This window comes from Streptomyces sp. NPDC021096 (assembly GCF_040641275.1).
Taxonomy (GTDB): domain Bacteria; phylum Actinomycetota; class Actinomycetes; order Streptomycetales; family Streptomycetaceae; genus Streptomyces.
The window spans coordinates 233,572-259,707 of sequence record NZ_JBFADG010000003.1; the positions used below are offsets into that span (position 1 = coordinate 233,572).

A 26,136-nucleotide genomic window follows, 5' to 3' on the forward strand; every position below is an offset into this window, starting at 1 on the left:
CTAAGCTCGACCCCGACCTTAACTCCATCTTATTGAAACTTCAAGCATCAGCCTTGCGGAAGCACGAGAACCGGCGAGTGGAACAGTGGATGTCATGACGAACCGACCCGCGGAGAGCGCGGTAGCCGCGGAGGCCCCGGGGGCCAAGGCCGGACCCCGCTGGCTCACCGAAGCAGAGCAGGACACCTGGCGGGCGTACATGCACGCCTACACGCTCCTGGAGGACCACCTCGACCGGCAGCTGCAACGCGACGCCGGCATGCCGCACATCTACTACGGGCTGCTGGTCCAGCTCTCCGAGGCACCGCGCCGCCGGATGCGCATGACCGAGCTCGCCCAGCACGCCAAGATCACCCGCTCCCGGCTCTCGCACGCCATCGCCCGGCTGGAGAAGAACGGCTGGGTGCGGCGCGAGGAGTGCCCCTCCGACAAGCGGGGACAGCTGGCCGTCCTCACGGACGAGGGCTTCGAGATGCTGCGCAGGTCCGCGCCGGGCCATGTGACGGCCGTCCGCGCGGCGGTCTTCGACCGCCTCACGCCGGAGCAGGCGGCCCAGTTCGGCGAGGCCTGCCGCATCATCGCGACGGGCCTGCAGCCGGCCGGCGCGGACCTGCCCTGGCTGCGCTGAGCGGGAGTACGCGCGTGGGCCCCCGCCGGTGACGGCGGGGGCCCACAAGGATCACGGGTGGCGCGGCGAGGGCCTCAGTGGGCCATCACCGGGACGAGCTCCTCGGCGCTCTCGCCGTCGCCGGAGGCGGCGGCCGGGCCGCCCTGGTGACCGGCGTTGACGAAGACGACCGCGACCAGCGCGGCCAGCGCCAGGATGCCGACCGCCCACCACACCGCGGTGGAGTAGCCGTGCACCATCGACTGGAAGGTGAGTATCTTCTGGTTCGCGCCGGGCTCCATGTGGGACTTGAAGTAGTCCGTGGTGGCGCTGGCGGCGATGGTGTTGAGCAGCGCGGTGCCGATGGCGCCGCCGACCTGCTGCGAGGTGTTGACCATCGCCGAGGCGACACCGGCGTCACGGGCCTGGACGCCGTAGGTGGACAGGCTCATGGCCGGCATGAAGGCCGTACCCATGCCGAGGCCCATCAGCAGCAGACCGGGCAGCACCACGAAGGTGTACGAGGTGTCCAGGTCGATCTGGGTGAGCAGCACCATGCCGACGGCGGCCAGCAGGAAGCCCGGGCCCATCAGCCAGCGCGCCGGGACGCGGGTCATCAGCCGGGTGCCGATCTGCGTGGAACCGGCGATCATCGTGGCGATCATCGGCAGGAACGCGAGACCGGTCTTGACCGGCGAGTAGCCGCGGACGACCTGCAGGTAGAAGGTCAGGAAGAGGAACAGGCCGAACATCGCGATGGCGGCCAGGCCCAGGGAGACGTAGACGCCGCCGCGGTTGCGGTCGGTGAGCACGCGCAGCGGCAGCAGCGGGGCCTTGACCTTCTTCTCGACGACCACGAACGCGAACAGCAGCACGGCCGAGGCGACGAACAGGCCGATGGTGGCACCGGACGTCCAGCCGTCGGACTCGGCGCGGGTGAAGCCATAGACCAGCGAGACCAGGCCGAGGGTGGCCAGGATGACGCCGGGGACGTCCAGCTTCGAGGGGTTGCGGCTGCCGGCCGGCTCGTGGATCACGGCGATCGCGCCGATCGCGGCGACGACGGCGAAGGGGATGTTCACGAAGAACGTCCAGCGCCAGTTGAGGTACTCGGTGAACAGGCCGCCGAGGATGAGGCCGACGCCACCACCGGCACCGGCGATGGCACCGAAGATGCCGAACGCCTTGGCGCGCTCCTTGGCCTCGGTGAACAGCACGGCGAGCAGCGAGAGCGCGGCCGGCGCGAGCAGCGCGCCGAAGACGCCCTGCAGGGCGCGGGCGCCCAGCAGCATGCCGGTGTTGACCGCGGCGCCGCCGAGGGCGGAGGCGGCCGCGAAGCCGATCAGGCCGACGACGAACGCACGCTTGCGGCCCCACAGGTCGGAGACGCGGCCGCCGAAGAGCAGCAGGCCGCCGAAGGCGAGGGCGTAGGCCGTGATGACCCACTGCCGGTTGCCGTCCGAGATGCCGAGGTCGGTCTGGGCCGAGGGCAGCGCGATGTTCACGATGGTCGCGTCGAGCACGACCATGAGCTGGGCCAGGGCGATGAATATGAGCGCTTTCCAGCGCCTGGGGTCGGGTTGCGTGGTCAGATCGGGCATGCGTGGGCCTACCTAGCGAAGTGCGGTGTGTACTACCGGTGGGACAAGTCGTGGGCGGAGGACGGGAACTTGCGGCGCAGGTCCTCCAGCGTGGCGGGCGATCCGGGGAGTTGGGACCGGGCGGGCGTCATCAGGCCGTCCAGGAACAGCTGGAGGTGCCGGTGCACGAACTGGTCGAAGTCCATGCAGCCGGTGTCCGGCAGCGGTCTGGTGAGCTGGGTGATGGCCACCATCAGGTCGCCGATGGCGATGTCGGAGCGCAGTTGCCCGGAATCACGGGCGGCGGCCATCAACGCCTCGATCGCGCTTTCCAGCCGGTCGCGTGCCTCGACATGGTCGGGGTGGTCCTTGTCGACGCCCTCGGCGAGCAGGGGGCAGAGCGCCCCGATCCGCTCGTCCGCCGCGGCGTGGACAAAGCGCCTCAGCGCCAGGAAAGCATCGCGCTCCTCGGCTCGTGCGCTCTCGGCCCGGTCCGCGATGCGGGCCATGACGGAGAGGGTGACGTGATGGATCAGCTCGCGGCGGTCCGCGAAGTGCCGGTACAGCGTGGCATTTCCGACCCCGGCGCGTCGAGCGATTTCATCGAGCGAGGATTCGGCCCCGTGTTCGACCAGCGCCTCACGGGCGGCCGCGATGATCCGTTCGCGGTTGCGCAGGGCGTCGGCGCGGAGGCGGGGCTGCGGCGTATCTGGCACGGCCGGCGCTCCTTTCCGTGAGACAAGTGATAAACGGGGATCCGCTCCCCGTTTGACAGGAACGCTCAGTTAAACGGGGAGAACCTCCCCGGATATTTCGCCACTCGCTGTGAGCCGGCTCACACCGCCGGACGTGGGAGTCGACGCCTCCATCTGCCGCAGTCCAGGACGCGCACCGGCGCCGGCCGGGAACAGGGTGAACACGATGCGCGGCCCGGGGCAGGCGGCCGCCCGCCCTGGAGGTGACCGGCATGAAACCCCTGGCCATCGCGGCCGTGGCGGCCACGGCACTCGTCCTCACCTCGCCCGCGCCGCCCTCGCGGGCCGGGGAGGCGGACCCCGTCCGCGCCGCCAAGGCGCCCCCCGGACTCCCCCTCGCCGGCCGGGCCCCCTCCGGCCCCTGCGCCCTGCGCACCCTGACCCCGGGCGTCTCGGAGGGCGCGCGCACCCCGCGCGGCTACGCCCGCTCCAGCGGCACGGTGCGGGCCGTCACCCTCTTCATCGACTTCCCCGACGCCCCGGCCCGCATCTCCACCCGGCAGCGGTACGCCGAGTTCTTCCCCGCCGTCCCGAACTACTACCGCGCGAGCTCCTACGGGCGCCTCGACTACCGCTCCACGCCGGTGCACGGCTGGATCCGCATGGCGCGCCCGTACCGCTCGTACGGCATCCGGCGCGGCTCCTCCTTCGACCCGCGCAGCGACGCCGGCTACCACGCCATCACCAGGGAGATCCTCGACGCCACCGACCACATGGTCGACTTCCGCCGCTTCGACCTCATCAACATCCTGGCCACCCCCAACGCGGGCCCACCCGCGACCCAGGACGTCCGCTCGGTCACCTTCGCCGGCGCGTCCACGGGCCTGGACACCGACGACGGCGTCCCCGTGAAGAACGTGTCCTTCATCTGGAGCCGCCAGACCGGTGACAGCCCCTACCGCGTCCTCAGCCACGAGAACGCCCACAGCTTCGGCCTGCCCGACCTCTACTACACGGGCCGCGGCCGTGCGGTGAAGACCCCCGTGGGCCACTGGGACCCGATGGACGAGGACTGGGGCCCCTCCAACGACTTCCTCGCCTGGCACAAGTGGAAGCTGGGCTGGCTGGCCCCCTCCCAGGTCCGCTGTCTGCCGGGCCTGGGCGTGCGCACCTTCACCCTGACACCCACCTCGGTCGCGGGCGGCGTGAAGCTGGTCGTCGTCCCGCTCTCCCCCACCCGCGCCATCACCCTCGAGGCCCGCGCCCCGGGCCGCCTCGACCACGCCGTCTGCCGCCCCGGCGTCCTGGTCTCCTCCGTCGCCACCGACCTCCCCTCCGGCTCCGCCCCCATCCGCGCCTCCGACGCCACCCCCGCCAGCGCCGGCTGCTACACCAAGGACCCCAACGTCACCGCCGCCCTCACCGACGCCCCCTACCGCACCGGCCAGCGCTGCACCGCCGCCGGCGTCACCATCGACGTCCTGGGCCGCACCCCGGCCGGCGCCTGGCGCGTCACCGTGACCCGCCGCCCTGCCCCCGCGGGCAGGGCACCCGCTACACTGACGGCTGCCCCGCCTCCGTAGCTCAGGGGATAGAGCACCGCTCTCCTAAAGCGGGTGTCGGCAGTTCGAATCTGCCCGGGGGCACCGCCGAAGAGCCCCTCCGCGAAGCCCGCGGAGGGGCTCTTCCGCATGGGGGGACATTTGCGATGCGGTGATCGTTTTGTCGTACGGGCGACTAAAGTCGGCAGGGCACCGAACGTCGTCGGGGGAGGAACGCAGCCATGAGTCGCCGCTCCAGTGGGCTGATGGGGATCTGGGCCGAGGCGCAGCGGCAGCAGCAGCGTCAGCACGAGGCCCGGCAGCGGGCGGCGGCGGCCGAGCAGCGCGAGCTGGAGCGGCAACAGCGGGCGTACGAGCGGGACTTGGCCCGGCAGGACCGGGAGCGTCAGCGCGCGTACCGGCAGGCCCGCGAGGCCGAGGCGCGGCAGCGGACCGATGAACTCCAGGCGCGCGTCGAGGCGCTGGAGGGGCTGCTGGTGGCCGGCTGCCGGGCGCCCGCGTTCAGCACGGGCGCGCTGGCGCGCTCCGAGCATCTGGAGCCTTTCGGCCCGGGCCATCTGGGGCAGCCCGTGGCCATGCCGGATCCCTATGACTTCCGCTACCGCGGCAACCGGCCGCAGTTCGAGAGCGACTGGCACGCGGCACAGGCCGCCGAGGCGCAGCGGCTGCGGCAGTTGGCCGCCTACCGGCAGCAGTACGACCAGTGGGCCGCGGCCACGCTCGCGCAGACGCGGGAGTACAACGCCGGCATCACGGAGATGGCGGCGGCGCTGCGGGAGGCGGACCCGGAGGCGGTGGTGGAGTACTTCTCCGCCGCCCTGTACGCCTCCGGCGCCTGGCCCGACGACTTCCCGCACCAGATATCGGCCGCGTACGACCCGGCGGCCCGGCAGCTGGTGCTGAACTGGGAGCTGCCGGGCTTCGGCATCGTCCCGGAGACGAAGTCGGTGCGGTACATGGTCAACGCCGACGAGCACAAGGAGATCGCCCGGCCGGTCACCCAGCGGCGGGCCGTCTACCGCGACGTGCTGGCGCAGTGCGTGCTGCTGGCGCTGCGCGAGCTGTTCGCGGCGGACGAGTTCGGGACGCTGGAGTCCGTGGTCCTCAACGGCTTCGCCGACGACCACGATCCGGCGACGGGACGGCCCGCCCGGATCGTCCTGGCCTCCGTCACCGTCTCCCGCGCCGTCTTCGCAGCTCTGCACCTGGAGCAGGTCAGCGCCGTGGAGTGCCTCACCGAGGGGCTCGGCGGGCTGCTGTCCGCCCGCCCGGACCAGCTGGCCGCCGTGCGGCCGGGGCGGCAGCCCGACGACGTGGGCCGGGGGGTCGTCTCGCACGGCGGGGGCGACGACCCGGACCTCTTCGAGATGGACCCGGTGGCCTTCGAGGCGCTGGTCGCCGAGCTGTTCCGGGCCCGCGGCATGCAGGCGGTGATGACGCAGCGCTCCAACGACGGCGGCGTGGACGTCGAGGCCCTGGACCCGGACCCGATCAGCGGCGGCCGGATCATCGTGCAGGTCAAGCGGTACCGCAAGACGGTGCCGCCGACGGCCGTGCGTGATCTGTACGGGACGGTGCAGGGCGCCGGGGCCAACAAGGGCGTCCTGGTGACGACTTCCGGGTTCGGGCCGGGTTCGTACGCCTTCGCCAACGGCAAGCCGCTGACGCTGGTGTCCGGCGAGGAGCTGGTGGAGCTGCTGGCGCGGCACGGGCTGCGGGGGCGGCTGGGCGGGGGCGCCCGTACGGCGCCCGCCTCCCGGCAGGAGCCCGGGCCGGCCGGTGATCACAACGTGCTGGGCATGTCCTGGACCGGCGGCGTCGCCCTGGACGTGTGCGCGCTCGTCTGCCAGGGCTCGCGCGTCCTCAGCGACGATCACTTCGTCTTCTACAACAACCGGCAGACCCCGGACGGGGCCGTGCGCTCCGTCGACCCCTCCCCCGCCGACAAGGCCGCCCTCCACGTCGCCTTCGAGGCGCTGCCCGCCCCCGCCGACCGGCTCGTGCTCGTCGCGGCCATAGACCCGGCGGTCGATCCGGACGCCGATCTCTCGGGGTTCACCGGCGCCCGCATCCGGCTCGCGAACGCCTCGGGCGGCGAGCTCGGGCAGCTGGAGGTATCCGACGGGCGGCCGGGCGAGACCGCGCTGGTGCTGGGGTCGTTCCGCCGGAGGGCGAGCGGCGACTGGGACTTCGTGATCGGCGGCAAGGGCTACGCGGGCGGCCTGGAGGCGCTGGTGCGGGAGTACGGGATCGACGTGGCGTGAGGTACCGGGCGCCGCGGTGCCCGGTACCGGTGGTCTTTCTTGATCCACCCGGCTTTGTCGGTGGCGGCTCGTAGACTTCTGAAATGGCCGACCCCACACAGCCCCCAGCAGAGATCGGCAGCGATGCCCTGCGCTGCCTGCGCCGCGTCTTCGGGTACGACGCGTTCCGCGGCGAGCAGGAAGAGATCATCGAGCATGTCGTGGCCGGCGGTGACGCGCTCGTCCTGATGCCCACCGGTGGCGGCAAGTCGCTGTGCTACCAGATTCCGGCGCTGGTCCGGCCGGGCGTCGGGATCGTGGTGTCGCCGCTGATCGCGCTCATGCAGGACCAGGTCGACGCGCTGCGCGCGCTCGGGGTGCGGGCCGGCTTCCTGAACTCCACGCAGGACGTGGACGAACGGCGCATGGTGGAGGCCGAGTTCCTCGCGGGCGAGCTGGACCTGCTCTACCTGGCGCCGGAGCGGCTGCGCGTGGAGGCCACGCTGCGGCTGCTCGACCGGGGCAAGATCTCCCTCTTCGCCATCGACGAGGCGCACTGCGTGGCCCAGTGGGGGCACGACTTCCGCCCGGACTACCTGGCCCTGTCCGCGCTGCACGAGCGCTGGCCGGACGTGCCGCGCATCGCGCTGACCGCGACCGCCACCGACGCGACGCGCACCGAGATCGCGGCCCGGCTGAACCTGCGCGAGGCCCGGCACTTCGTCGCCAGCTTCGACCGCCCCAACATCCAGTACCGCATCGCGCCGAAGAACGAGGCGAAGAAGCAGCTGCTGGAGCTGGTGCGCACCGAGCACGCGGGCGACGCGGGCGTCGTCTACTGCCTGTCACGCAGGGGTGTGGAGGAGACCGCCGCGTTCCTGGCGCAGAACGGCGTCGAGGCGCTTCCGTACCACGCGGGCCTCGACGCCCGCACGCGCGCCGCCAACCAGGCCCGCTTTCTGCGCGAGGACGGCGTCGTCATGGTCGCCACGATCGCCTTCGGCATGGGCATCGACAAGCCGGACGTGCGCTTCGTGGCCCACCTGGACCTGCCGAAGTCCGTCGAGGGCTATTACCAGGAGACCGGCCGCGCCGGGCGTGACGGGCTGCCGTCGACGGCCTGGCTGGCGTACGGCCTGCAGGACGTGGTCCAGCAGCGCAAGATGATCGACGGCTCGGAGGGCGACGAGGCGCACCGCCGCCGGCTCGCCACCCACCTCGACGCGATGCTGGCCCTGTGCGAGACGGTGGAGTGCCGCCGGGGACAGCTGCTCGCCTACTTCGGGCAGCGGCAGCAGGACGCCGCGTGCGGCAACTGCGACACGTGCCTGACGCCTCCCGTCACCTGGGACGGCACGATCGCCGCGCAGAAGTTCCTGTCCACGGTGTTCCGGCTGGCCCGGGAGCGGCGGCAGAAGTTCGGCGCGGGCCAGATCATCGACATCCTGCTGGGCAAGAAGACCGCGAAGGTCATCCAGCACGACCACGACGGCCTCTCCGTCTTCGGCATCGGCACGGAGCTGAGCGTCGCGGAATGGCGGGGCGTGGTGCGGCAGTTGCTGGCGCAGGGGCTGCTGGCGGTGGAGGGCGAGTACGGCACGCTGGTGCTCACCGACGCCAGCGCCGAGGTGCTGGGCTCGCGGCGCCAGGTGCCGCTGCGGCGCGAGCCGGAGAAGCCGGCCCGTGCCGCGCGGGCGGCCAAGTCGGGCGGTGCGGGTACGGGCAAGCGCGCGGCCCCCGCCGATCTGTCCCCGGCCGCGGCGGCGGTCTTCGAGGAGCTGCGCGCCTGGCGGGCGGCGACCGCGAAGGAGCAGGGCGTGCCCGCGTACGTCATCTTCCACGACGCGACGCTGCGCGAGATCGCCACGGCCCTGCCGGGCTCGCTCGACCAGCTGTCCTCGGTCAGCGGTGTCGGCGAGAGCAAGCTGGCCAAGTACGGGCAGCCCATCCTCGACGTGCTCGCGAAGCTGCCCGCTCCCCGGCAGGAGGAGCAGCCCGCGCCGGCCGGTGCGCCCGCCCCTCCCGCGGCGGCGGCCGTTCCGGCGCCCAGGGCGGCGGCGCCCGCGGCCCGGCAGCCCGCCGCCCGCCCCGCCGCGGCACCCCGCGCCGGGGACGAGGCACCGTGGCCCGAGGAGGAGCCCTCCTGGGACGAGGAGCCGCCCTGGGAGGAGTACTAGAAGCGGGGCCGGGGCTAGCCGCGCATCAGCTGCGGCGTCTGTCGTACGGACGTCAGGTGCGCGTAGACCACGACGTTGCCGAGGTAGGCGTCCTCCTCCTGGGAGAAGCCGCCGCCGCAGGTGATCAGCCGTAGCTCGGCCCGCCCGGTGGCGCCGTAGACCTTCGCGGAGGGGAAGCGGTCGCGGTCGTAGACCTCGATGGCGTCGATCGTGAAGACGGCGGTGCGGCCGTCCGCGCGGGCCATCTCCACGGTGTCGCCCTTCTTCAGGGCGCCGAGGTTGTAGAAGACCGCGGGCCCGTTCTCCGTGTCGACGTGGCCGGCCACGACGGCGGTGCCGGCGGCGCCGGGAGCGGGGCCGCCCGCGTACCAGCCGGCGAGGTTCTTGTCCGCGTCCGGCGGGGTGGCCAGGCTGTGGTCCGGCAGCAGCCCCAGGGGCGTCAGCGGCGCGTCGACGCGGATGGCGGGGATGCTCACGCGTGTGGGAACGGCCGACGGCAGGGGTGGAACGGACCGTTCGCGCCGCGGCGGGGTCAGCAGGGGCTCGCCGGGCGTGGGGAAGGCCTCGGCCTTGGAGGGCTGCGGGGGCGGCGCCTGGTCCTTCGCTCCGTGCTCGATGAGCCAGCTGGCCGCCAGCACCACGACCGCGAGGACGGCGGCGAGCACGCTCTTGCGGCGCGATTCGCGCGCCTGCCGCGCCATGTGCGCCGGACCCGCCGGGTGCGCCCACCGCGCCGGGGCGGCACCCCCCAGGTAGGCGCTGCGCAGCCGGGCGCCCGCGGGCTGCGGCCCGCCCGGCCTCCGCCACCGCTCGTGGCCCCGGCCGTCCCCGGCCCCCGGGCGCAGTGCGCGCGTCCGGGGACCGAGGGGCGGACCGGCCGGCACGGGGACGGCCCTCGGTCAGACCCGGTTGCTGCCGCCGCCGCGGCGGCGCAGGAACACGGTGCCGGCGACCGCGACGGTGGCCAGGACGGCCGCGCCGGCCACGATCTCGATCGTGCCCGAGCTCGCGCTCGTACCGCCGACGCCCGTCTTCACGCCGCCCATGGGGGGCGAGGCCGGGGTGCTCGGCATGACGGAGGCCGGGGCCGACGCCGGGGCGGAGGACGCGCTGGTGGAGACGGTGAGGTCGCCGGTGGCCTCCTTGCCGTTGTCGCACTTGGCGCCGATGCCGTAGGTGCCGGGCTTGGCCGAGTCGGGCACCTTGAACTGGCCGACGACGACCTCGGCGCCCGTGCCGGGCCGCAGCTCGAACGACGACGGGCCGCCCACGGCGCTGGCGTCACCCGTGCCGCGGCCGTCGGCTCCGCAGGCGCTGGTGCTCACCGTGACCGTGGCGCCCGGCCGGACGGTACTCGGGCTGATCTCCAGCTTCCCGAAGGAGTCGGCGAGCGCGGGGACGTACGGCAGCCCCAGCGCGGCTATGGTCAGGGCGGCCCCGGTGAGCACTCGTGCAGTACGCATGCTTCCTCCGTGAGCGCGGACGCGGCACGCCGATGTGCCGCAGCAGGAGTCGGAATTCCGCGCTCCTCTTCTGCCGAGCGAAACCGCGTTCCGCGGGCTCCGCACCCCGACGGCCCTGGGCCACCGACGCCCGCCACGGCCTGGCAGCGGGCCGAACGAGCAGGTCATCCGGGGTGGGGCGAGATCATCCGGACGGACCCGCCGGAAGACGGCGAACGGGTGACCGGGAGACTACTCCCGGTCACCCGTTCGACCACGGTCTCGGCCTCGGCCTGGGCGTCTAGCGCGCCAGATCGTCCGGACAGCCCGTGCCGCGCGGCAGCTTGTACGGGGCCGCGATCCGGTACGTACCGGCGTGCGGGGCGCGCAGCAGCGTCCAGTCGTCCTCCGGCGCGCCGTCCTTCGGCGGCTGGACCTGCTTGGTCAGGCACCCGTTGACGTTGACGGGCGGCTCCCCGCCCGGCCCGGCCTTCGGCGGCTGTACGGCCTTGCCGGACTTGTCGATCAGGCCCAGCCACGGCGAGTACGGGATGCGGATCAGCACGGGACCCGCCTGGTTCACGGTGATCGTCAGCTCGCCGGCGTCCGCGCGCTCCACGATCGCCGGGGGCTCGGCCAGCGGGGTGGGGTCCTTGACCTCGTACAGCCGCCAGTTGGCGTCCGACCAGATCTCCCGCAGGTACGGCAGGCCCTGGCCGACCAGCTTGGCCTCCTCGACGGCGGCGTTGTCCGGCTCACCGGTGGGCAGCACCACGTGGTGCACCGCCCAGCGGCTGAGCCAGGCGCGGTAGCTGGCCGGGGTGAGCATGCCCTCCTCGTAGAAGAGCGGGTTGCGCTTGAGGTCCGCCTGCCGGTTCCAGCCGCGTGCGAGGTTGACGTACGGGGCCAGGGCGGACGCCTCGCGGTGGCTGCGCGCGGGGACGACCTCGACCCGGCCGCGCGCGGCGTCGACCTTCTGCAGCCGGTCCACCAGGGGTGCCAGCGCACGGGCCCAGGAGGCGGCCGGGGTGGTGTGCACGATGTCGCTGATGGAGTTGGCCATCTGCCAGACCGTGCAGGTCAGCACGGCGAGCACGGTCGCGGTCCAGACCCGGCCGCGCCGGAGCAGCTCGGCGCGGGGCGGCACCTGCACCTCGGTCAGCGCGGCGACCAGCACCACACCGCCGAAGATCATGCCGAGCCGGGAGATGTTCGTGCCGATCTGCGAGGGGATCAGCCAGACCAGCAGCACCCCCAGCACGTAGAGGGCGGACCCGATCCGCACCGTGCGCCAGGAGGAGGGCGTCATCGTCATCCCGAAGACGCCCGCGAGGAGGGGCAGGATGGCGGACGCGAAGGCCATCGGCTGCTGCCCGGAGAACGGGAACAGCCACGCCGACAGCGCCACGACCAGCACCGGGGTCACCCCCAGCGCGTACGCCGCCGGGCGCCGCTTGCCCAGCCACAGCGCCGCGGCCACGACGCCCACGTACAGGCCCGCCACCGGGCTCGACGCCGTCGCCAGCGCCGCCATGAGCCCCGCCAGCGCGGCCCGCGCCCAGCGGTAGCGGCCGTCCGAGCGCCAGCGCACCGGCCACGCGAAGATCGTGGCCACCGCCGCCAGCCCGAACATCATGCCGAGCCCGAACGTCACCCGCCCCGAGATGGCGTTGCAGGTGAGCGCGAACGCGCCGTACAGGGCCGGCCACAGCGGCCGTCGCACGGCGCGGCTGCGCACCAGCAGCAGGGCGATCAGCCCGGCCGACAGCGTGCCCGCGATCATCATCGTGGTGCGCACGCCGAGCAGGGCCATCAGATACGGGGAGATCACGCTGTACGAGACGGGATGCATCCCGCCGTACCAGGCGAGGTTGTACGCCGACGCCGGGTGCTGGAGCGCGAACTCCGCCCAGGCGTCCTGAGCGGCCAGGTCGCCGCCGCTGTTCGCGAACAGGCACACCCACACCACGTGCAGCACGGCCGCGGCGAACAGGGTGACCGGCACGGTCCCGCTGAGCGCCTGGAGCCGGCCACCGCCACGGTGTCCCGGCACGACCGCCCAGGAGGGCCGCCGCCACGCGGGCTTCACGGCACCGGTCGCCGCGGAGGCGGCGGATGCGCCGGCCGGTCCGGACGCATGCGAGGGGACGGAGGCATCCGGTGTACCGGCGGCGTCGCCCTCACTACCGGGCTCTCCCGGCTTTCCGGCCCGCGCCGGCCCCACGGTGGTCACTGCGGCTCTCCCCGTCCCTGGTCTTTCCCCCTCATTTTCACGCATGCTCGGGCTGAGGCGAGCAAACCCCCGCGACGCTAACACGCCGCCCACGCGCCGCCGCGGCCGCGAAGCGGCTCCCGGTCCGTACCCACTCGTACGGGCCGGGAGCCGTCGACGACGGCCGGCCGGCGGCCGTGGATCAGCCCAGGCGGCCCAGCTTCGCGCCGAACGAGGGCTCCGCGAGAGCCGTCTTCAGCGCCACGGGCACCTTGACCGCGTCCAGGCCGGTGCCCACGGTCAGCTCGCCGACCTCGGTGCCGGCCTTCGCCGCGTGCGGGATCTTGTGGCCGCCTGCCGAGAGCGTGAACTTCGTGGCGAAGCCCGCCCAGCCGACCGCCTTGACGTCCTTGGTCGCGACGACCGGCGTCTTCCCGCCCAGGCCGTCGTCGACGGAGCCGACGACGTCGCCCTTCTTCACCACGAGGGCCGCGACGAGGGCCTCCTGGATGGCACGGGTCTGCTTGTAGCTGTTGTCCAGCACCATCTTCAGGCTGTTCTCGGCGTTGATGTCCGGGCCGCCCTTGAAGTGCTGGTCCATGGTCGCGCCGACGATCAGCCGCTCCTTGCCGTCGATCGTCCGCTTCGCCGCCCACATCAGCGAACCGCCGGCCGGACCGCTGGAGCCGGTCTTCACGCCCAGGACGCCGGTGCCCTTGGTCAGCAGCTTGTCGTTGTTGTTGTAGATCGGCTCGGCGAGGCCGGGGATCTTGGCGTTGGGCTTGCCGACGATCTCGCGCAGCACGTCGTTCTTGATGACGACCTCGGCCAGCTTCACCTGGTCACTGGCGGTGCTCTTGGTCGTCTCCTTCAGACCGCTGGGGTCGGTGTACGTGGTGTTCGTCATGCCGAGGTCCTTGGCGACCGCGTTCATCTTCTTGACGAACTCGTCCTCGGACTTGGCGTCCCAGCGCGCCAGCTGGCGGGCGATGTTGTTGCCGGAGGGGATGAGCAGCATCTGCAGCATGTCGTACTGCGAGAAGGTCTGGCCCTCGGTCACGGACAGCCGCGACTCGTCCTTCGACTGCGACTCCTTCGCCGCCTGCGCGTCGATGACGAGGTCCGCGCCCTTTTCCCCCTTCTTGAGGGGGTGGTCCTTGAGGATCACGTAGGCGGTCATCACCTTGGCGACGCTCGCCGTGGGCACGGGCTTCTGCGCGCCGGACGTCCCCACGTCCCCCGCGCCCAGCACCTTGGCCGCGGACTGGCCCTCGGCGGGCCAGGCGAAGTTCGGCTGGCCGCCCTCGAAGGTGAACGCCTTCTTCGCGCCGAGCGCCAGCTTCGGGTCGGGCAGCGGCCGGAAGGACTGGACGACCACGAAGACGATCCCGAGCAGCAGGACGAGCGGCGTCCAGATCTTCACGCGGCGCATCGCCGTGCGCACCGGGGTCTCCGGCGGCGGCGGGGTGTTCGTGAGCTGCGCGAGCAGGTCGAGCGGGGCCTCGGGGCGCCCGGCCTCCGCGGCCGGGGCCGTGCCCGCCGGCCGGCCGGGGAAGGGCGTCTGCTTGGTGCGCTCCGCCTCGGCCGGGGCCGCGGGCGCCTTGGGCGGCGTGACCGAGACCGGAATGCCGGGCTTGGCGGGAGCGGCGCCGGGCTTGGCGGCCGGCTTGTCGCCCGGCTTGGCGGGCGCGGCCTTGGCGGGGGCGGCCTTGGCCGGGGCGTCGTCCTTCAGCGGGACGAACTGGCTCTTGCGCTCCTGGCCCGCGCCCGCCTTCGGCGCGGGGGCCGGGGCCTTGAGCAGCTCGGTCGGCTGGTCACCGGCGTCGGCCTTGGGCTCGGCCTTGGCGCCGGCCTTGGGCTCGGCCTTGGCTTCCTTGGGCCGTACGGTGCCGAAGACGGCGGTCGGCTGGTCGCCGCCGGCCTTGGGCTCGGGCTTCGACTCGGGCTTGGGCTGGTCCTTGGGCTCACCCTTGGGCTCGTCCGTGGACTTGTCCTTGGGACGTACGGTCCCGAAGGCGGCCGTCGGCCGGTCGCCGGCGGGCTTCGCGGCGCCGGAATCCTTGGCGCCGGTCTCCTCGGCGGCGTCGTCCGCCTTGGGGCGCATCGTCTTGAACACGGCCGTCGGCTGGTCGGCGGCGGGCTTCTGCCCCGCGTCGGGCTTCCGGTCCGTCTCGTCGGACTTCCGGTCCGCCGCAGCGGGCTTCCGGGCGGAGGTGTCGCCGGAGGCGTCCGCGTCGTCGGCCTTGGGGCGCACGGTCTTGAACACGGCCGTCGCCTGGTCGGCGGCGGGCTTCCCGGGCTCGCCATCGGCCTGACCGGCCGTCTGATCGGTGGCCTCACCGGCCGGCTGACCCGGCGTCCGGGCAGCGGGCTTCTTGCCGCCCGCGTCGGTTACCTTCGCGTCCGCAACCTTCGGCTCGTCGCCGGTCGAGGGCGCCTCGTCCGCGTCCCCGTCCTCGTCGGCGCTCGCCACCCAGGCCGCCACGGCCGCCTTCAGCCGTGCGTCGCCCTTGACCGCGTCGACGCCGTTGACGGGCTTGGCCTTTGCATCCGCATCGACATTGGCGTCGACATCCGAGTCGGCGGCAGGGCTGTCGCCCTCGCCATCACCGTCGGCGGCAGCCTTCGCCGCCGGCTCGGCCCTCGCCTCGCCGTCCCTCGGACGTACGGTCCGGAAGACGGCCGTCGCCCGGTCGCCCTCGCGGCCCGTGGCCGCCTCGGCGCCGTCCTCGGACTCCGGGGCGGACGGGGACGTCGTCACCGTCGCCTCGGCCGGCGTCGCCGGTTTCCGGATGACCCCAAGTCGCGGGTCGCGTTCACTGCCAGTCGTGCCGGTCGTCTCCCCCGACGACTTCAGCTGCTCCGACTTGTCGGGGGACTCGCCCGCCACCGATGCCTCCTCGAATTACCGCGCCATACGCCGAGGCGGGGCGACAAGCCGCCCCGCTGCCCGATTCTCTCAACGTCTTACCAGTGTCCTCTGCCGCCGCCGCGCCGGGGCACGACCGGACAGCCGGAGGGCATTGTGTGCCTTCACCCACGTGCAAGACGAGACGACATACCTACCGGTTCCCACCCGAAGCCACCACGCACTCTCGACAGACCAATGTGAGAGGGGTCACCCTGTCACTCATCCACGCGGGGAGGCATGGATGGGCAGGAGCCGCAGAACAATTCCGGAGGAGCTTCTGCTGCTCGCCCTGGACCCGGCCACGGGTACCACGGCGCAGCCGCAGTCGCTCGACCTCGGTCTTGCCGGAGCACAGCTAGTGGAGCTGGCTCTGGCCGGACGGATAGCCCCAGACGGGGATCGTATCGCCGTGGTGCACCCACGGCCCACAGGAGATCCGACCCTGGACTCCGCGCTCGAACTGCTGCGTCGCCGCGGCAGCCCGGTGCGCGCCGTCCACTGGATCGGCGGGCCCCGGCTGGGGCTGCGCCAGACGTATCTCACGCACCTGGAGCGGTGCGGCATGGTGCATGCCGTGGCGGGCCAGATGTGCGGGGTGCTGCCGACGACGCGCTACCAGGCGACGGACACCGCCATCAGCCGGGAGATCAGAACCCGGCTGGACAGCGCGATCCGCACCGGCGTGCCGCCGGACCCGCGGACCGCGGCGCTCGCCGCCCTGGCGCACGCCGTCGGGCTGGGAAAGCACCTGTACCCGGGCAATGAGGGGCGCTCTTCGCGGTCCCGGCTCCGGGACTTGATCAGGCACGACCCGATGGGCGGGCTCGTGGCGCACGCGGTGATGGACGTGCAGAACGGCGTCGGCGCGCAGCCGCGCCGGGCACCGGCCACGGCCGGCTCCGCGGGCGGCGGCAGCGGTGGCGGACCGGGGCGCAGGACGGCGGCACGGCCTCCGGCCGAGGCGGCCGGTCTCGCCGCGGCGCAGCCGACGGCGCACCACAGCGGCGTGATGGCCCGCGCGGGCGCTTCGTGAAACGGTTCGGCACGCGAGGCGCCGACCACGCCCGTTAGCCGCGGACGGCTCCCCGGAAGCACGTAGGACGCCGGGAGCATCCGCACCCTCGAGCACCACTCGCAGCACCTTCCGCTCCACAGACCGCACCGCAGTCCCCATGAACCGGTTCGGGAGCCGCAGCAGCGCGCGGGGTGGTGGGCCGGCCCGTCCCGGACGGCGGTACGGCCCACCGCCCCGCGCGTGCGTGTGCGCGGGCGCCCGCCGCGACGCGTCCCGCGCGCGGACGTACGTACAAGGGCTACGCCAGTCGTGCCCAAGTGCCGGGCGCCGGAAGCCGACTTGGTGTAAGCATTTTCCAGCGCCGCCCCGGCCAGTGGTGGCAGGCTGCGGAGCAGGAGAGAAGCAGCATGACGGAGCCGGAGGTGCGTCCCGTGGCGTCCAGTGTCAACCCCACCGTAAGGCGGCGCCGATTGGGGCAGGAGCTGCGCAAGCTCCGTGAACTCAAGGGCATGACCGCCGAGGAGGTAGCCGAGCGGCTACTGGTCTCGCAATCGAAGATCAGCCGCTTGGAGAACGGCCGCCGCAGCATCAGCCAGCGTGATGTCCGTGACCTGTGCGGGGTGTACGGCGTCGAGGACCATCGCATCGTCGATTCGCTGATGCAGATGGCCAAGGAGTCACGACAGCAAGGCTGGTGGCATGCCTTCGGCGACATCCCCTACAGCGTCTACATCGGTCTGGAGACCGATGCCGCGTCCCTGCGCGTGTACGAGGCCTCGCTCGTGCCCGGGCTGCTGCAGACGCCGAACTACGCCAGCGCCGTGACGGAGGGGTCGTGGCCGGAGGCCACGGCGGCGGACGTGGAGCGGCGCGTCCAGGTGCGCATGCGGCGCCAGGAGCGGATCACGGACCCGGAGAACCCGCTGCGCCTGTGGGCGGTCATCGACGAGTCCGCGCTGCGCAGGATCGTGGGCAACAACGCCATCATGCGCGAGCAGATGGAGCACTTGGTGGAGTTCAGCCTGCAGCCGCACATCACCGTTCAGGTGCTGCCCTATGCCGTGGGCGCGCATCCGGGCATGTACGGAAAGTTCTCCATCCTCGAATTCCACGACCCGCAGGACGCGAGCACGGTCTATCTGGAGGGAATCACCAGCGACCTCTATCTGGAGAAGCCGAACGACGTCCAGGCGTACAGCGTGATGTACGAGCATTTGCGGATGCAGGCGCTCAACGCGGAGGACTCGCGGCGGTTCGTCCTTCAGGTGGCCGAGGACTGGGCGAAGGCGGCCGAAGGGGACTGACGTACCGGACGCCGGTGCTGTGGGGGCGGAAAAGTACACCCCTCCCACCCTGCGGGGAAGGGGTAATCGGAATACGCCATCCGGTCGAGTGAAGGGCCAATTCATCAGCTGATGTTGGCGCGTAACGTCGATCGCACCTCGAGGAACCGACGTTCAGTACTCACATACATCGGAGAAATCATGGCGATTCAGCAGGGTAAGACCACGTGGCGGAAGTCCTCCTACTCGCTGGCCAACGGCGACTGCGTGGAGGTCGCCTCCCCGGCCCAGCAGTCCATCGCGGTCCGTGACTCGAAGGACGTCGAGCGCCCGGCCCTCGCCTTCACCCCGCAGTCGTGGTCCGCGTTCGTGGCGATCGTCGACAACGGCACCCACGCCGTCTGACCTCTGGACTGACCGCGGATCGCCCGGCAATGGCGATAGCAGCGCCGCCGCATCGATACTCCCGCACAGAGCCCTCTCGCCTGGTACGCCGTCCCGGCCGAGAGGGCTCGGTCATGTCCGGAGCCGGGTCGGGGTGTCAACGCACCCCGCCGGCCGTGGATAGCCCGTTCGGTCGACCTAGGCGCGCGGGTAGCGCGCCAGCCAGGCGGCCGACCGGTCGCCCGGACCGTGGGCGAGCTCCATCGCGAAGTCGTCGGCGAGTTCGAGGATCGTCGCCCGGCCCTCCAGTTCGGCCAGCCACCCCGGCGGCAGCACGGTCTCGCCGTGCACCGCGCCGAGGAGGTTGCCGCAGATGGACCCGGTGGAGTCGGAGTCGCCGCCGTGATTGACCGCGAGCAGCAGGCCGTGGCGTACGTCCTGGGCGACGAGCGCGCAGTACAGGCCCATCGACAGGGCCTCCTCGGCCACCCAGCCCTCGCCCAGCGACTGGACGCGCTCGGCCGTCGGCACACCCTGGCGCACGGCGACCAGGGCCTTCCGCAGCCCCTCGCTGGTCTCCTCGTGGCCGGGGCGGCCCGCCAGCATGCCCAGGGTCCGGTGGACGGAGACCTCGAGCGCCTCACCGCGCACGACGCCGTGCACGATGGCCGCGAAGGCGCCCGCCGCGAGATGGCCGGAGGGGTGGCCGTGGGTCTGGGCGGCGCACTCGGTGGCCAGCTGGAAGACGGCCTCCGCGTCCCAGTCCGCCAGCAGCCCGAAGGGCGCGGAGCGCATGACCGCGCCACAGCCCTTGGAGCCGGGGTTCTTGGGGTCCTGCACGGTGCCCATCCGGTCGTCCTCGAGCCCGCCGAGGCAGGCGTTGCCGGGCGCCCTGCGGGCGTAGAGCCACTCCTCGCGGGCGAGCCAGCCGGCGTCCCGGACGCGCTCGTCGGGCCCCCAGCCGCGCTGGGTGGCGGCCCAGCGCAGATGGGCGCGGTGCACATCGGCCTGCGGCTGCCAGGCGCCGGTGTCGCGGCGCACGTGCGCCCGAATCAGGCCCTCGGCCGTGAAGAGCGTCATCTGGGTGTCGTCGGTGACGGCACCGCGCCGCCCGTAGGCCGGGACGTAGTCGGTGACGCCCCGGGGCCCGTGGGCGGCGCGGATCGCGTCGAGGGAGTCGAACTCGATTCCCGCGCCGAGCGCGTCCCCGATGGCCCCGCCGAGCAGGCAGCCGCGCACGCGGCTGCGGAAGTCCTGCTGTTGGGCGCGGCCCCGGAGGACGGACCCCGCGCCTCCCGTTCCGGCGGTCGTGGTCACGTCGTCCGGCCTCCCGGCATCGAAGTGGGTGCGGCCCGGGGCCTTCGCCCCGCGTCCGCGGTCGGCACAGCACTGTAATCGGCTACCGCCGGTCGGGCACCGGGCCGTCGGCGGGCCGTCCGGTCAGTCCGACTTCTTCGCCGGCCGCACCGTGTTCATGATCTTGTCGATCTGCTCGGTGGACAGCGCGTCCGGCACGCCCTGGTCGGCGTAGATGACCCAGCCGTGGAAGGTGCCGTCGGGCAACTTCTGGGCGATGCTCTTCACGATCGCGGTGGGCGGCACACAGGGGCTCGGGCGGTTGTTGACCGTCACCTTGGCGGTGGCGGTCCAGCCGTCGATGCCGTTCTTGTTCCAGGCCTTCTCGTCCGTGATCTCGATCTTGGGCTTGTTGCTCTTGCCGCCGTAGGCCATGAAGCCCCAGTTGCCCGCCCAGTTGCGGGCGTTCTCCTTGAGGTCGCCGTCCTTGCCGCCGCCGGTGGTGCCGACCGTGGCCAGCTGGCCCGAGCCCGCCTCGCCGATCGAGTCGGGGTTGGCCTTCGAGGAGCAGCCGCCCTCACGGAAGTTGGCCGTGCCCGTCATCACGACGACCGGCTTGCCGTCCTCGGTGTACGAGACGGCCGTGGTGTTCGGGAAGACCCGCCACTTGTCGTCCTTGCCCGGCACGTCGTACTGGAAGGCGTGCTCCTCGCGCACCTGCGTCTGCCAGCCGGCGACCATCGGCTGCGCGGCGCCGGGGCTCGCCTGGCCGCTGCCCTGCGGGGCCGGCTGGTCGGGCTTCTGGTCCTGGCCGGGGGCGGCCGGGGCCTGGGAGGCGCCCTTGGCGTCGTCGGCCTTCTTGTCGTCGTCACCGCCCTTGAGGAAGAACACGGCGCCGCCGCCGATGACGGCCAGCGCCACGACGCCGCCGATGATGGCGAGGAGCGTGGTGTTCTTCTTCGGCTGCTGCGGGGCCGGTGCGGGGGCCGGGGCCATGCCGTACTGCGGCGCCATGCCGGGCGGGTTCATGCCGGGCGGGGTCGCCCCCGGCGGCGGCACCATGCCGGGCGCGGGAACCGACGGCGGTACGGGGCCGGCCGCGGGGCCCGGCGCGGGCGGCGGGGGCGGCGGCATGCCGGGGCCGGGCGCGCCCGGAGCGGGCACCGCCGGCTGGGAGAGCACGGTGGGCTGGGCGTGCCCGGGGGCGGGTGCGGGCGGCGGCGAGGGCACCGCCGGCTGCGAGACGACGGTGGGCTGCGCATGGCCGGAACCGTCCGGGCCCCATGTGGGCGCCGGCCCGAAGCCGCCCTGCGGGGGCGTCGGAGGGTTCTGCGGCTGCTCGGGCTGCTGGGGCTGGTGAGGGTTCTGGGGCCAAGACATGCGGGACACCCTATGCGCCGTCTGTCGCCGCCGGATCGGGGGCAGGCGACAGATCGGCAACACTTGTCCGATAAGCGGTCAGTCGTTCTCCAGTACCGGCAGAAGGTCCGGCAGATGGCCGTCCGAGGCCATCGCCGCCTCCTGCCGCTCCCGCGGCACCTCACCGTACGTCGTCGTCCTCGGCCGTGCGGGCCGGCCCGCCGACTCCGCTATGGCGATCAGGTCCTGGACCGAGCGGTACGAACCGTAGGAGGAGCCCGCCATGCGGGAGATGGTCTCCTCCATCAGCGTGCCGCCCAGGTCGTTCGCACCCGAGCGCAGCATCTCCGCCGCGCCCTGCGCGCCCAGCTTGACCCAGCTGGTCTGGATGTTGGGGATGTAGGGGTGGAGCAGCAACCGGGCCATGGCGGTGACCGCGCGGTTGTCCCGCATCGTCGGGCCGGGGCGCGCGATGCCCGCGAGGTAGACGGGTGCGTTGGTGTGGATGAAGGGCAGGGTGACGAACTCCGTGAATCCCTCCACCCCATGGGCCAGGGCCGACTTCTGGACCTCCACCAGCTGCCGGAAGTGGCCCAGCCAGTGCCGGGGCTGGTCCACGTGGCCGTACATCATCGTGGAGGACGAGCGGATGCCGAGCTCGTGGGCGGCCTTGACGACCTCGATCCAGGTCGCCGTGGGCAACTTGCCCTTGGTGAGGACCCAGCGGACCTCGTCGTCCAGGATCTCGGCGGCCGTCCCCGGGATGGAGTCGAGCCCGGCCTCCTTGGCGGCGGCCAGCCACTCGCGGATGCTCATGCCGGTGCGGGTGGCGCCGTTGACGACCTCCATCGGCGAGAAGGCGTGCACGTGCATGCCCGGCACGCGCTCCTTCACCGCGCGGGCGATGTCGAAGTAGGCCGTGCCCGGCAGGTCGGGGTGGATGCCGCCCTGCATGCACACCTCCACCGCGCCGACGTCCCACGCCTGCGCGGCGCGGTCGGCGACCTGGGAGAGGGAGAGGGTGTAGGCGTCGGCGTCCGTGCGCCGCTGCGCGAAGGCGCAGAAGCGGCAGCCGGTGTAGCAGACGTTGGTGAAGTTGATGTTCCGCGTGACGATGTAGGTGACGTCGTCGCCCACCACGTCGCGCCGCAGGTCGTCGGCGATGCGGCACAGGGCGTCCAGCGCGGGCCCGTCGGCGTGCAGGAGGGCGAGGGCCTGGGCGTCGGTGAGCCCGGTGGGGTCCTCGGCGGCCTGCTTCAGCGCCTGGCGCACGTCGGCGTCGATGCGCTCGGGGACCATGCCGGGGGCAGCCGCCTCGCGCAGCGCCTCCCAGTCGCCGTAGACCTCGTCGAAGTCCTCGCGCCGGTCGTCGGTGCGGCCCTCGGTGTCGATGGTGCGGTGCAGTTCGGTGCGGCCCGAGGGGACGAACACCTCCTCGGGCTCCTGCCAGGGATGGCCCTCGACCACGGCGTCCTCGCGGGCCAGGCCCGTCTCCGGGTCGGCCAGCGCCCGGACGTGCGGCAGCAGACGGGGGTCCAGCCAGGGCTCGCCGCGCTGGATGAATTCCGGGTAGACGCACAGGCGTTCCCGCAGGCTGAAGCCGGCCGCGGCGGACCGCTCGGCCAGCTCCTCGATCTGCGGCCAGGGGCGCTCGGGGTTGACGTGGTCGGGGGTGATCGGGGAGACCCCGCCCCAGTCGTCGATGCCGGCGCCGATGAGCCGCGCGTACTCGTCGTCGACGAGGTTGGGCGGGGCCTGGAGACAGGCGGAGGGGCCCATGATGTGCCGGGCGACGGCGACGGTGGCGACCAGCTCGTCGAGCTCGGCGTCCGGCATGCCGCGCATCGCCGTGTCCGGCTTGGCGCGGAAGTTCTGCATGATCAGCTCTTGGATGCCGTGGTAGGCCCGGGAGACGCGGCGCAGGGCGAACAGCGACTCGGCGCGCTCCTCGTACGTCTCGCCGATGCCGAGCAGCAGCCCGCTGGTCAGCGGTACGGAGCTGCGGCCCGCGTCCTCCAGGTGCCGCAGCCGGACCGCGGGCTCCTTGTCGGGCGAGCCGTAGTGCGGGCCGCCGGGCTCGCTCCACAGCCGCTCCGCCGTGGTCTCCAGCATCAGGCCCATGGACGGGGACACCGGCTTGAGGCGCTGGAAGTCGGTCCAGGTCATGATGCCGGGGTTGAGGTGCGGCAGCAGCCCGGTCTCCTCCAGGATGCGGATGGAGATGGCCCGTACGTACGCGATGGTGTCGTCGTACCCCTCGGCCTCCAGCCACTCGCGGGCCTCGGGCCAGCGCTCCTCGGGCTTGTCGCCGAGCGTGATCAGGGCTTCCTTGCAGCCCAGTTCGGCGCCGCGGCGGGCGATGTCGAGGACCTCGTCGGGGGACATGAACATCCCGTGGCCGGCGCGGCGCAGCTTGCCGGGGACGGTGGCGAAGGTGCAGTAGTGGCACTTGTCGCGGCACAGGCGGGTGAGCGGGATGAAGACGCTCTTCGAGTACGTGATGACGCCGGGGCGGCCCGCCGCCTCCAGGCCGGCGTCGCGCACCCGGGCCGCCGAGGCGCACAGGTCCGTCAGGTCGTCACCGCGGGCCTGGAGCAGCACGGTGGCCTCGGCGACGTCCAACGCGACGCCGTCACGGGCCCGCTTGAGCGCGCGCCGCATGGCGTTGGCGGTCGGTGCAGCCTGCTCGGGTCGCTGTGCGCTCGAAGTCATTGTCCGAGCATACGAGCGCACACTGACACCGCCACGTACGGGAAGCACCGGTTCGGTGTGCCTCTCATCACGTCATACGGAGGCACCCTCCGGACCCCTCTCCGGCGGCGGCCTAGAGGAACTCGGCGTGCGCGTCCAGGGCGCGCAGCACCTCGGCCTCGGGCGCGGACGGCAGCCCCACCACGACCTCCTCGATGCCCAGCTCGGCGTAGTGCGCGAGCTTGCCCGCCGAGGGGTGCACGGCGTACGGCACGACGTCCGGCTCTCCCGGACGCCCCGCCTCCGTCCACACCCGGCGCAGCTCGGGCAGTGTCTCCCGCAGTCCGCTGCCACCCACCGGAATCCAGCCATCCGCGTACTCCGCGACGTGCGCGAAGAGCTTGGGCCCGGCCGCCCCGCCGATCAGGGTGCGCGGCCCCACCAGCGGCTCTGCCCCCTTGCGCTCCCGCGGCGGGTGCACGGGCTTGGGATGCGCCCAGCTGGCGCTGACGTCGCCGAACTCACCCTCGTAGGCCGTCGGTTCCCCGGCCCACAGGGCGCGCATCAAGGACATCCGGTCCCGCACCAGTTCGCGGCGCGTGTGCCAGTCGACGCCGTGGTCGGCGGCCTCCTCCACGTTCCAGCCGTAGCCGATGCCGAAGGTGAACCGGCCGCCGCTGAGGAAGTCGAGCGTGGCCGCCTGCTTGGCCAGCACGATCGCGTCGTTCTGGGCGACCAGCACGACGCCCGTGCCGACCACGATCCGGTGCGTGACCGCGGCGGCCTGCGCGAGCGCGACGAACGGGTCGAGGGCCCGCCCGTACTCGGGCGGCAGCGGGTCGCCCGTGGGCGCCGGCGTCTCGCGGCTGACCGGGATGTGGGTGTGCTGGGGCAGGAAGAGCCCGGCGAAACCGCGCTGCTCCAGCTCGCGGGCGAGCCGGACCGGGCTGATCGTCTCATCGGTGAGGAAGATCGTGGTGGCGATGCGCATGCGGGGGCACCTCCGTCGTCGCGTGGGACCAAAGGTATGCCCTGAAGTTCCACTTTGGCCCCCGCGACAATCGGCCGACACACGACAGATGGACAGAAGGGCGACCGCACACGTTCCGCTGCCCGCCACCCGGGCGTACAACGGTGTCTCCAGCGGCACGGGCGAGGGGGCGACGATGCACCGGCGCGACGTACTGAGACTGACGGCTATCGCCGCGGCGACGGGTGTGCTTACGTTGGAAGGCGTGAGCTTCGCCCGTGCCGGCGGCCCGGAGGGGGCCGACGGCGAAGAGACCCGCAAGGTCACCGGCCGACTGCCGGCCGGCGCTCCGGACTACGTCCACCTCCCCGTGGAAGTACCGCGCGGCGTCCGCGAGATCGCCGTCTCCTACACCTACGACCGGCCCGCCGTCCCGCCGGGCACCCAGGGCAACGCCTGCGACATCGGCATCTTCGACGAGCGCGGCACCGAGCCGGGCGGCTCCGGCTTCCGGGGCTGGTCGGGCGGTGCGCGCTCGGAGTTCGCCATCAGCGCCGAGCGGGCCACGCCCGGCTATCTCGCCGGCCCCGTCCGACCCGGCACCTGGCACGTCGTCCTGGGCCCGTACACCGTGGCACCGCAGGGCATGGCCTACGAGGTCACGGTCACCCTGCGGTACGGGCGCCAGGGGGCGACGCCGGCGCCCGCGTACCCCCCGCAGCGCGCCAAGGGGCGGGGCCGGTCCTGGTACCGGGGCGACAACCACCTGCACAGCGTCCACTCCGACGGCAGACGCACCCCCGCGGAGATCGCCGCCGCGGCACGGGCGGCCGGCCTGGACTGGATCACGACGACGGAGCACAACACCACCTCCTCGCACGGCGCGTGGCAGGGACTGTGGGGTGACGATCTGCTGATCCTCACCGGCGAGGAGGTCACCACCCGCAACGGCCACGTCCTGGCCCTCGGCACGGACCCCGGCGTCTTCGTCGACTGGCGCTACCGCGCCCGGGACGACGCCTTCGGACGTTTCGCGCGCAGAATCCGGCAAACAGGCGGACTGGTCGTCCCGGCCCACCCGTACGCCACCTGTGTCGGCTGCGGCTGGAGGTTCGGCTTCGCCGAGGCGGACGCGGTAGAGGTCTGGAACGGCCCGTACACCGCCGACGACGAGATGGCCGTCGCCGCGTGGGACGCCCTGCTGGTCGCCGCCACCCGTTCCGGCGGCAGGCGCTGGCTGCCCGCCATGGGCAACAGCGACGCCCACCGCGAACCCCAGGTCGTGGGCCTCCCCCAGACGGTCGTCCTGGCCGACGACCTCTCCCGCGACGCCCTCCTGGCCGGCATCCGGGCCGGCCGCAGCTGGATCGCCGAGTCCTCGGCCGTCCGGCTGACCCTCACGGCGACGACCGGCCGCGGCGCCCACGCGGGCATCGGCGAACGACTGCGCGCCGACCACGACACGGAGGTCACGGTGCGGCTGGCGGTGACGGGCGCACCGGGCTGCTCGGCGTCCTTCGTCACGGACCAGGGACGGCTGTTCACCACCCCGCTGCCGCCGGACGGCCGGGTGGAATGGCGCACGACGGCGGCCCGTTCGGCGTACGTACGGGCGGAGGTCCGGCGTCCGGGCGGCGACGGACCGGTGGAGACGGGCGCCATGGCCGCCCTGACGAACCCCGTCTTCCTCGGACGGCACTGACGTACGG

Annotated in this window: 18 protein-coding genes and 1 tRNA gene; 9 read left to right on the forward strand and 10 right to left on the reverse strand. The window is 72.8% G+C overall.

The window, feature by feature from the left end:
- The first annotated feature begins 94 nt into the window (after window positions 1-94).
- On the forward strand, window positions 95-628 hold the full coding sequence (locus AB0G59_RS07455) for a MarR family transcriptional regulator (protein ID WP_360909014.1): 534 nt from the start codon (window positions 95-97) through the stop codon (window positions 626-628).
- 74 nt (window positions 629-702) lie between these two features.
- Here AB0G59_RS07455 and AB0G59_RS07460 read toward each other — a convergent pair whose 3' ends face one another.
- Both AB0G59_RS07460 and AB0G59_RS07465 read right to left on the reverse strand, forming a co-directional pair.
- Complete coding sequence (locus AB0G59_RS07460) at window positions 703-2,208, reverse strand: MFS transporter (RefSeq protein WP_360909017.1); 1,506 nt, start codon at window positions 2,206-2,208, stop codon at window positions 703-705.
- Window positions 2,209-2,240: 32 nt separating this feature from the next.
- Entirely contained in the window at window positions 2,241-2,903 is a 663-nt protein-coding gene (locus tag AB0G59_RS07465) for a helix-turn-helix domain-containing protein (RefSeq protein WP_360909019.1), read from the reverse strand.
- Window positions 2,904-3,154: 251 nt separating this feature from the next.
- On the opposite strand from AB0G59_RS07465, the gene AB0G59_RS07470 reads away from it, so the two are divergent.
- The 4 genes from AB0G59_RS07470 to recQ all read left to right on the forward strand — a co-directional run bounded on the left by AB0G59_RS07470 (window position 3,155) and on the right by recQ (window position 8,864).
- The gene (locus AB0G59_RS07470) at window positions 3,155-4,465 is read left to right on the forward strand and encodes a M6 family metalloprotease domain-containing protein (protein ID WP_360909022.1); all 1,311 of its coding nucleotides are present in this window, start codon (window positions 3,155-3,157) and stop codon (window positions 4,463-4,465) included.
- Window positions 4,456-4,528: transfer RNA gene (locus tag AB0G59_RS07475), tRNA-Arg, on the forward strand. The genes AB0G59_RS07470 and AB0G59_RS07475 overlap by 10 nt, the downstream gene beginning before the upstream one ends.
- Window positions 4,529-4,665: 137 nt before the next feature.
- On the forward strand, window positions 4,666-6,708 hold the full coding sequence (locus AB0G59_RS07480; RefSeq protein WP_360909024.1) for a restriction endonuclease: 2,043 nt from the start codon (window positions 4,666-4,668) through the stop codon (window positions 6,706-6,708).
- An 83-nt stretch (window positions 6,709-6,791) separates the two neighbouring features.
- Window positions 6,792-8,864, forward strand: a complete 2,073-nt coding sequence (recQ, locus tag AB0G59_RS07485; protein WP_360909026.1) for a DNA helicase RecQ — start codon at window positions 6,792-6,794, stop codon at window positions 8,862-8,864.
- A 14-nt stretch (window positions 8,865-8,878) separates the two neighbouring features.
- Here the strand turns inward: recQ and AB0G59_RS07490 are convergent, their stop codons facing one another.
- The 4 genes from AB0G59_RS07490 to AB0G59_RS07505 form a co-directional block, all read right to left on the reverse strand.
- Entirely contained in the window at window positions 8,879-9,565 is a 687-nt protein-coding gene (locus AB0G59_RS07490; protein WP_360909028.1) for a class F sortase, read from the reverse strand.
- 198 nt (window positions 9,566-9,763) lie between these two features.
- Window positions 9,764-10,327, reverse strand: coding sequence for a hypothetical protein (locus tag AB0G59_RS07495; protein ID WP_071965036.1), 564 nt, complete (start codon window positions 10,325-10,327; stop codon window positions 9,764-9,766).
- 280 nt (window positions 10,328-10,607) lie between these two features.
- Window positions 10,608-12,359, reverse strand: a complete 1,752-nt coding sequence (locus tag AB0G59_RS07500; protein WP_360909031.1) for an MFS transporter — start codon at window positions 12,357-12,359, stop codon at window positions 10,608-10,610.
- Window positions 12,360-12,720: 361 nt separating this feature from the next.
- A complete protein-coding gene (locus AB0G59_RS07505) occupies window positions 12,721-15,408 on the reverse strand; it encodes a D-alanyl-D-alanine carboxypeptidase (protein ID WP_360909033.1) in 2,688 nt (895 codons plus the stop codon).
- Window positions 15,409-15,670: 262 nt separating this feature from the next.
- Between AB0G59_RS07505 and AB0G59_RS07510 the strand changes: the two genes are divergently transcribed.
- From AB0G59_RS07510 to AB0G59_RS07520, 3 genes are all read left to right on the forward strand, one after another.
- A complete protein-coding gene (locus AB0G59_RS07510) occupies window positions 15,671-16,462 on the forward strand; it encodes a GPP34 family phosphoprotein (RefSeq protein WP_360909035.1) in 792 nt (263 codons plus the stop codon).
- 413 nt (window positions 16,463-16,875) lie between these two features.
- On the forward strand, window positions 16,876-17,748 hold the full coding sequence (locus tag AB0G59_RS07515) for a helix-turn-helix transcriptional regulator (protein WP_360909037.1): 873 nt from the start codon (window positions 16,876-16,878) through the stop codon (window positions 17,746-17,748).
- Between the two features lie 180 nt (window positions 17,749-17,928).
- The gene (locus AB0G59_RS07520) at window positions 17,929-18,132 is read left to right on the forward strand and encodes a DUF397 domain-containing protein (RefSeq protein WP_360909039.1); all 204 of its coding nucleotides are present in this window, start codon (window positions 17,929-17,931) and stop codon (window positions 18,130-18,132) included.
- A 177-nt stretch (window positions 18,133-18,309) separates the two neighbouring features.
- Here the strand turns inward: AB0G59_RS07520 and AB0G59_RS07525 are convergent, their stop codons facing one another.
- The 4 genes from AB0G59_RS07525 to AB0G59_RS07540 all read right to left on the reverse strand — a co-directional run bounded on the left by AB0G59_RS07525 (window position 18,310) and on the right by AB0G59_RS07540 (window position 24,448).
- Complete coding sequence (locus AB0G59_RS07525) at window positions 18,310-19,428, reverse strand: ADP-ribosylglycohydrolase family protein (protein WP_360909041.1); 1,119 nt, start codon at window positions 19,426-19,428, stop codon at window positions 18,310-18,312.
- Between the two features lie 123 nt (window positions 19,429-19,551).
- Window positions 19,552-20,787, reverse strand: a complete 1,236-nt coding sequence (locus AB0G59_RS07530) for a hypothetical protein (RefSeq protein WP_360909043.1) — start codon at window positions 20,785-20,787, stop codon at window positions 19,552-19,554.
- A gap of 78 nt (window positions 20,788-20,865) precedes the next feature.
- Complete coding sequence (locus AB0G59_RS07535; RefSeq protein ID WP_360909045.1) at window positions 20,866-23,478, reverse strand: bifunctional FO biosynthesis protein CofGH; 2,613 nt, start codon at window positions 23,476-23,478, stop codon at window positions 20,866-20,868.
- Between the two features lie 112 nt (window positions 23,479-23,590).
- Window positions 23,591-24,448 carry a TIGR03619 family F420-dependent LLM class oxidoreductase gene (locus AB0G59_RS07540; RefSeq protein WP_360909047.1) on the reverse strand — a complete coding sequence of 286 codons (858 nt, stop codon included), beginning with the start codon at window positions 24,446-24,448 and terminating at the stop codon, window positions 23,591-23,593.
- Between the two features lie 175 nt (window positions 24,449-24,623).
- On the opposite strand from AB0G59_RS07540, the gene AB0G59_RS07545 reads away from it, so the two are divergent.
- Window positions 24,624-26,129: a CehA/McbA family metallohydrolase gene (locus AB0G59_RS07545; protein WP_360909351.1), complete on the forward strand. Its 1,506-nt coding sequence runs from the start codon at window positions 24,624-24,626 to the stop codon at window positions 26,127-26,129.
- Window positions 26,130-26,136 lie beyond the last annotated feature (7 nt).

Excerpts from the sequence above, each read along its gene's own strand:
- AB0G59_RS07455 (WP_360909014.1), top strand. The coding sequence starts at position 95 with ATGACGAACCGACCCGCGGAGAGCGCGGTAGCCGCGGAGGCCCCGGGG.
- AB0G59_RS07460 (WP_360909017.1), bottom strand. The coding sequence starts at position 2,208 with ATGCCCGATCTGACCACGCAACCCGACCCCAGGCGCTGGAAAGCGCTC.
- AB0G59_RS07470 (WP_360909022.1), top strand. The coding sequence starts at position 3,155 with ATGAAACCCCTGGCCATCGCGGCCGTGGCGGCCACGGCACTCGTCCTC.
- AB0G59_RS07480 (WP_360909024.1), top strand. The coding sequence starts at position 4,666 with ATGAGTCGCCGCTCCAGTGGGCTGATGGGGATCTGGGCCGAGGCGCAG.
- recQ (WP_360909026.1), top strand. The coding sequence starts at position 6,792 with ATGGCCGACCCCACACAGCCCCCAGCAGAGATCGGCAGCGATGCCCTG.
- AB0G59_RS07490 (WP_360909028.1), bottom strand. The coding sequence starts at position 9,565 with ATGGCGCGGCAGGCGCGCGAATCGCGCCGCAAGAGCGTGCTCGCCGCC.
- AB0G59_RS07495 (WP_071965036.1), bottom strand. The coding sequence starts at position 10,327 with ATGCGTACTGCACGAGTGCTCACCGGGGCCGCCCTGACCATAGCCGCG.
- AB0G59_RS07510 (WP_360909035.1), top strand. The coding sequence starts at position 15,671 with ATGGGCAGGAGCCGCAGAACAATTCCGGAGGAGCTTCTGCTGCTCGCC.
- AB0G59_RS07520 (WP_360909039.1), top strand. The coding sequence starts at position 17,929 with ATGGCGATTCAGCAGGGTAAGACCACGTGGCGGAAGTCCTCCTACTCG.
- AB0G59_RS07530 (WP_360909043.1), bottom strand. The coding sequence starts at position 20,787 with ATGTCTTGGCCCCAGAACCCTCACCAGCCCCAGCAGCCCGAGCAGCCG.
- AB0G59_RS07535 (WP_360909045.1), bottom strand. The coding sequence starts at position 23,478 with ATGACTTCGAGCGCACAGCGACCCGAGCAGGCTGCACCGACCGCCAAC.
- AB0G59_RS07540 (WP_360909047.1), bottom strand. The coding sequence starts at position 24,448 with ATGCGCATCGCCACCACGATCTTCCTCACCGATGAGACGATCAGCCCG.
- AB0G59_RS07545 (WP_360909351.1), top strand. The coding sequence starts at position 24,624 with ATGCACCGGCGCGACGTACTGAGACTGACGGCTATCGCCGCGGCGACG.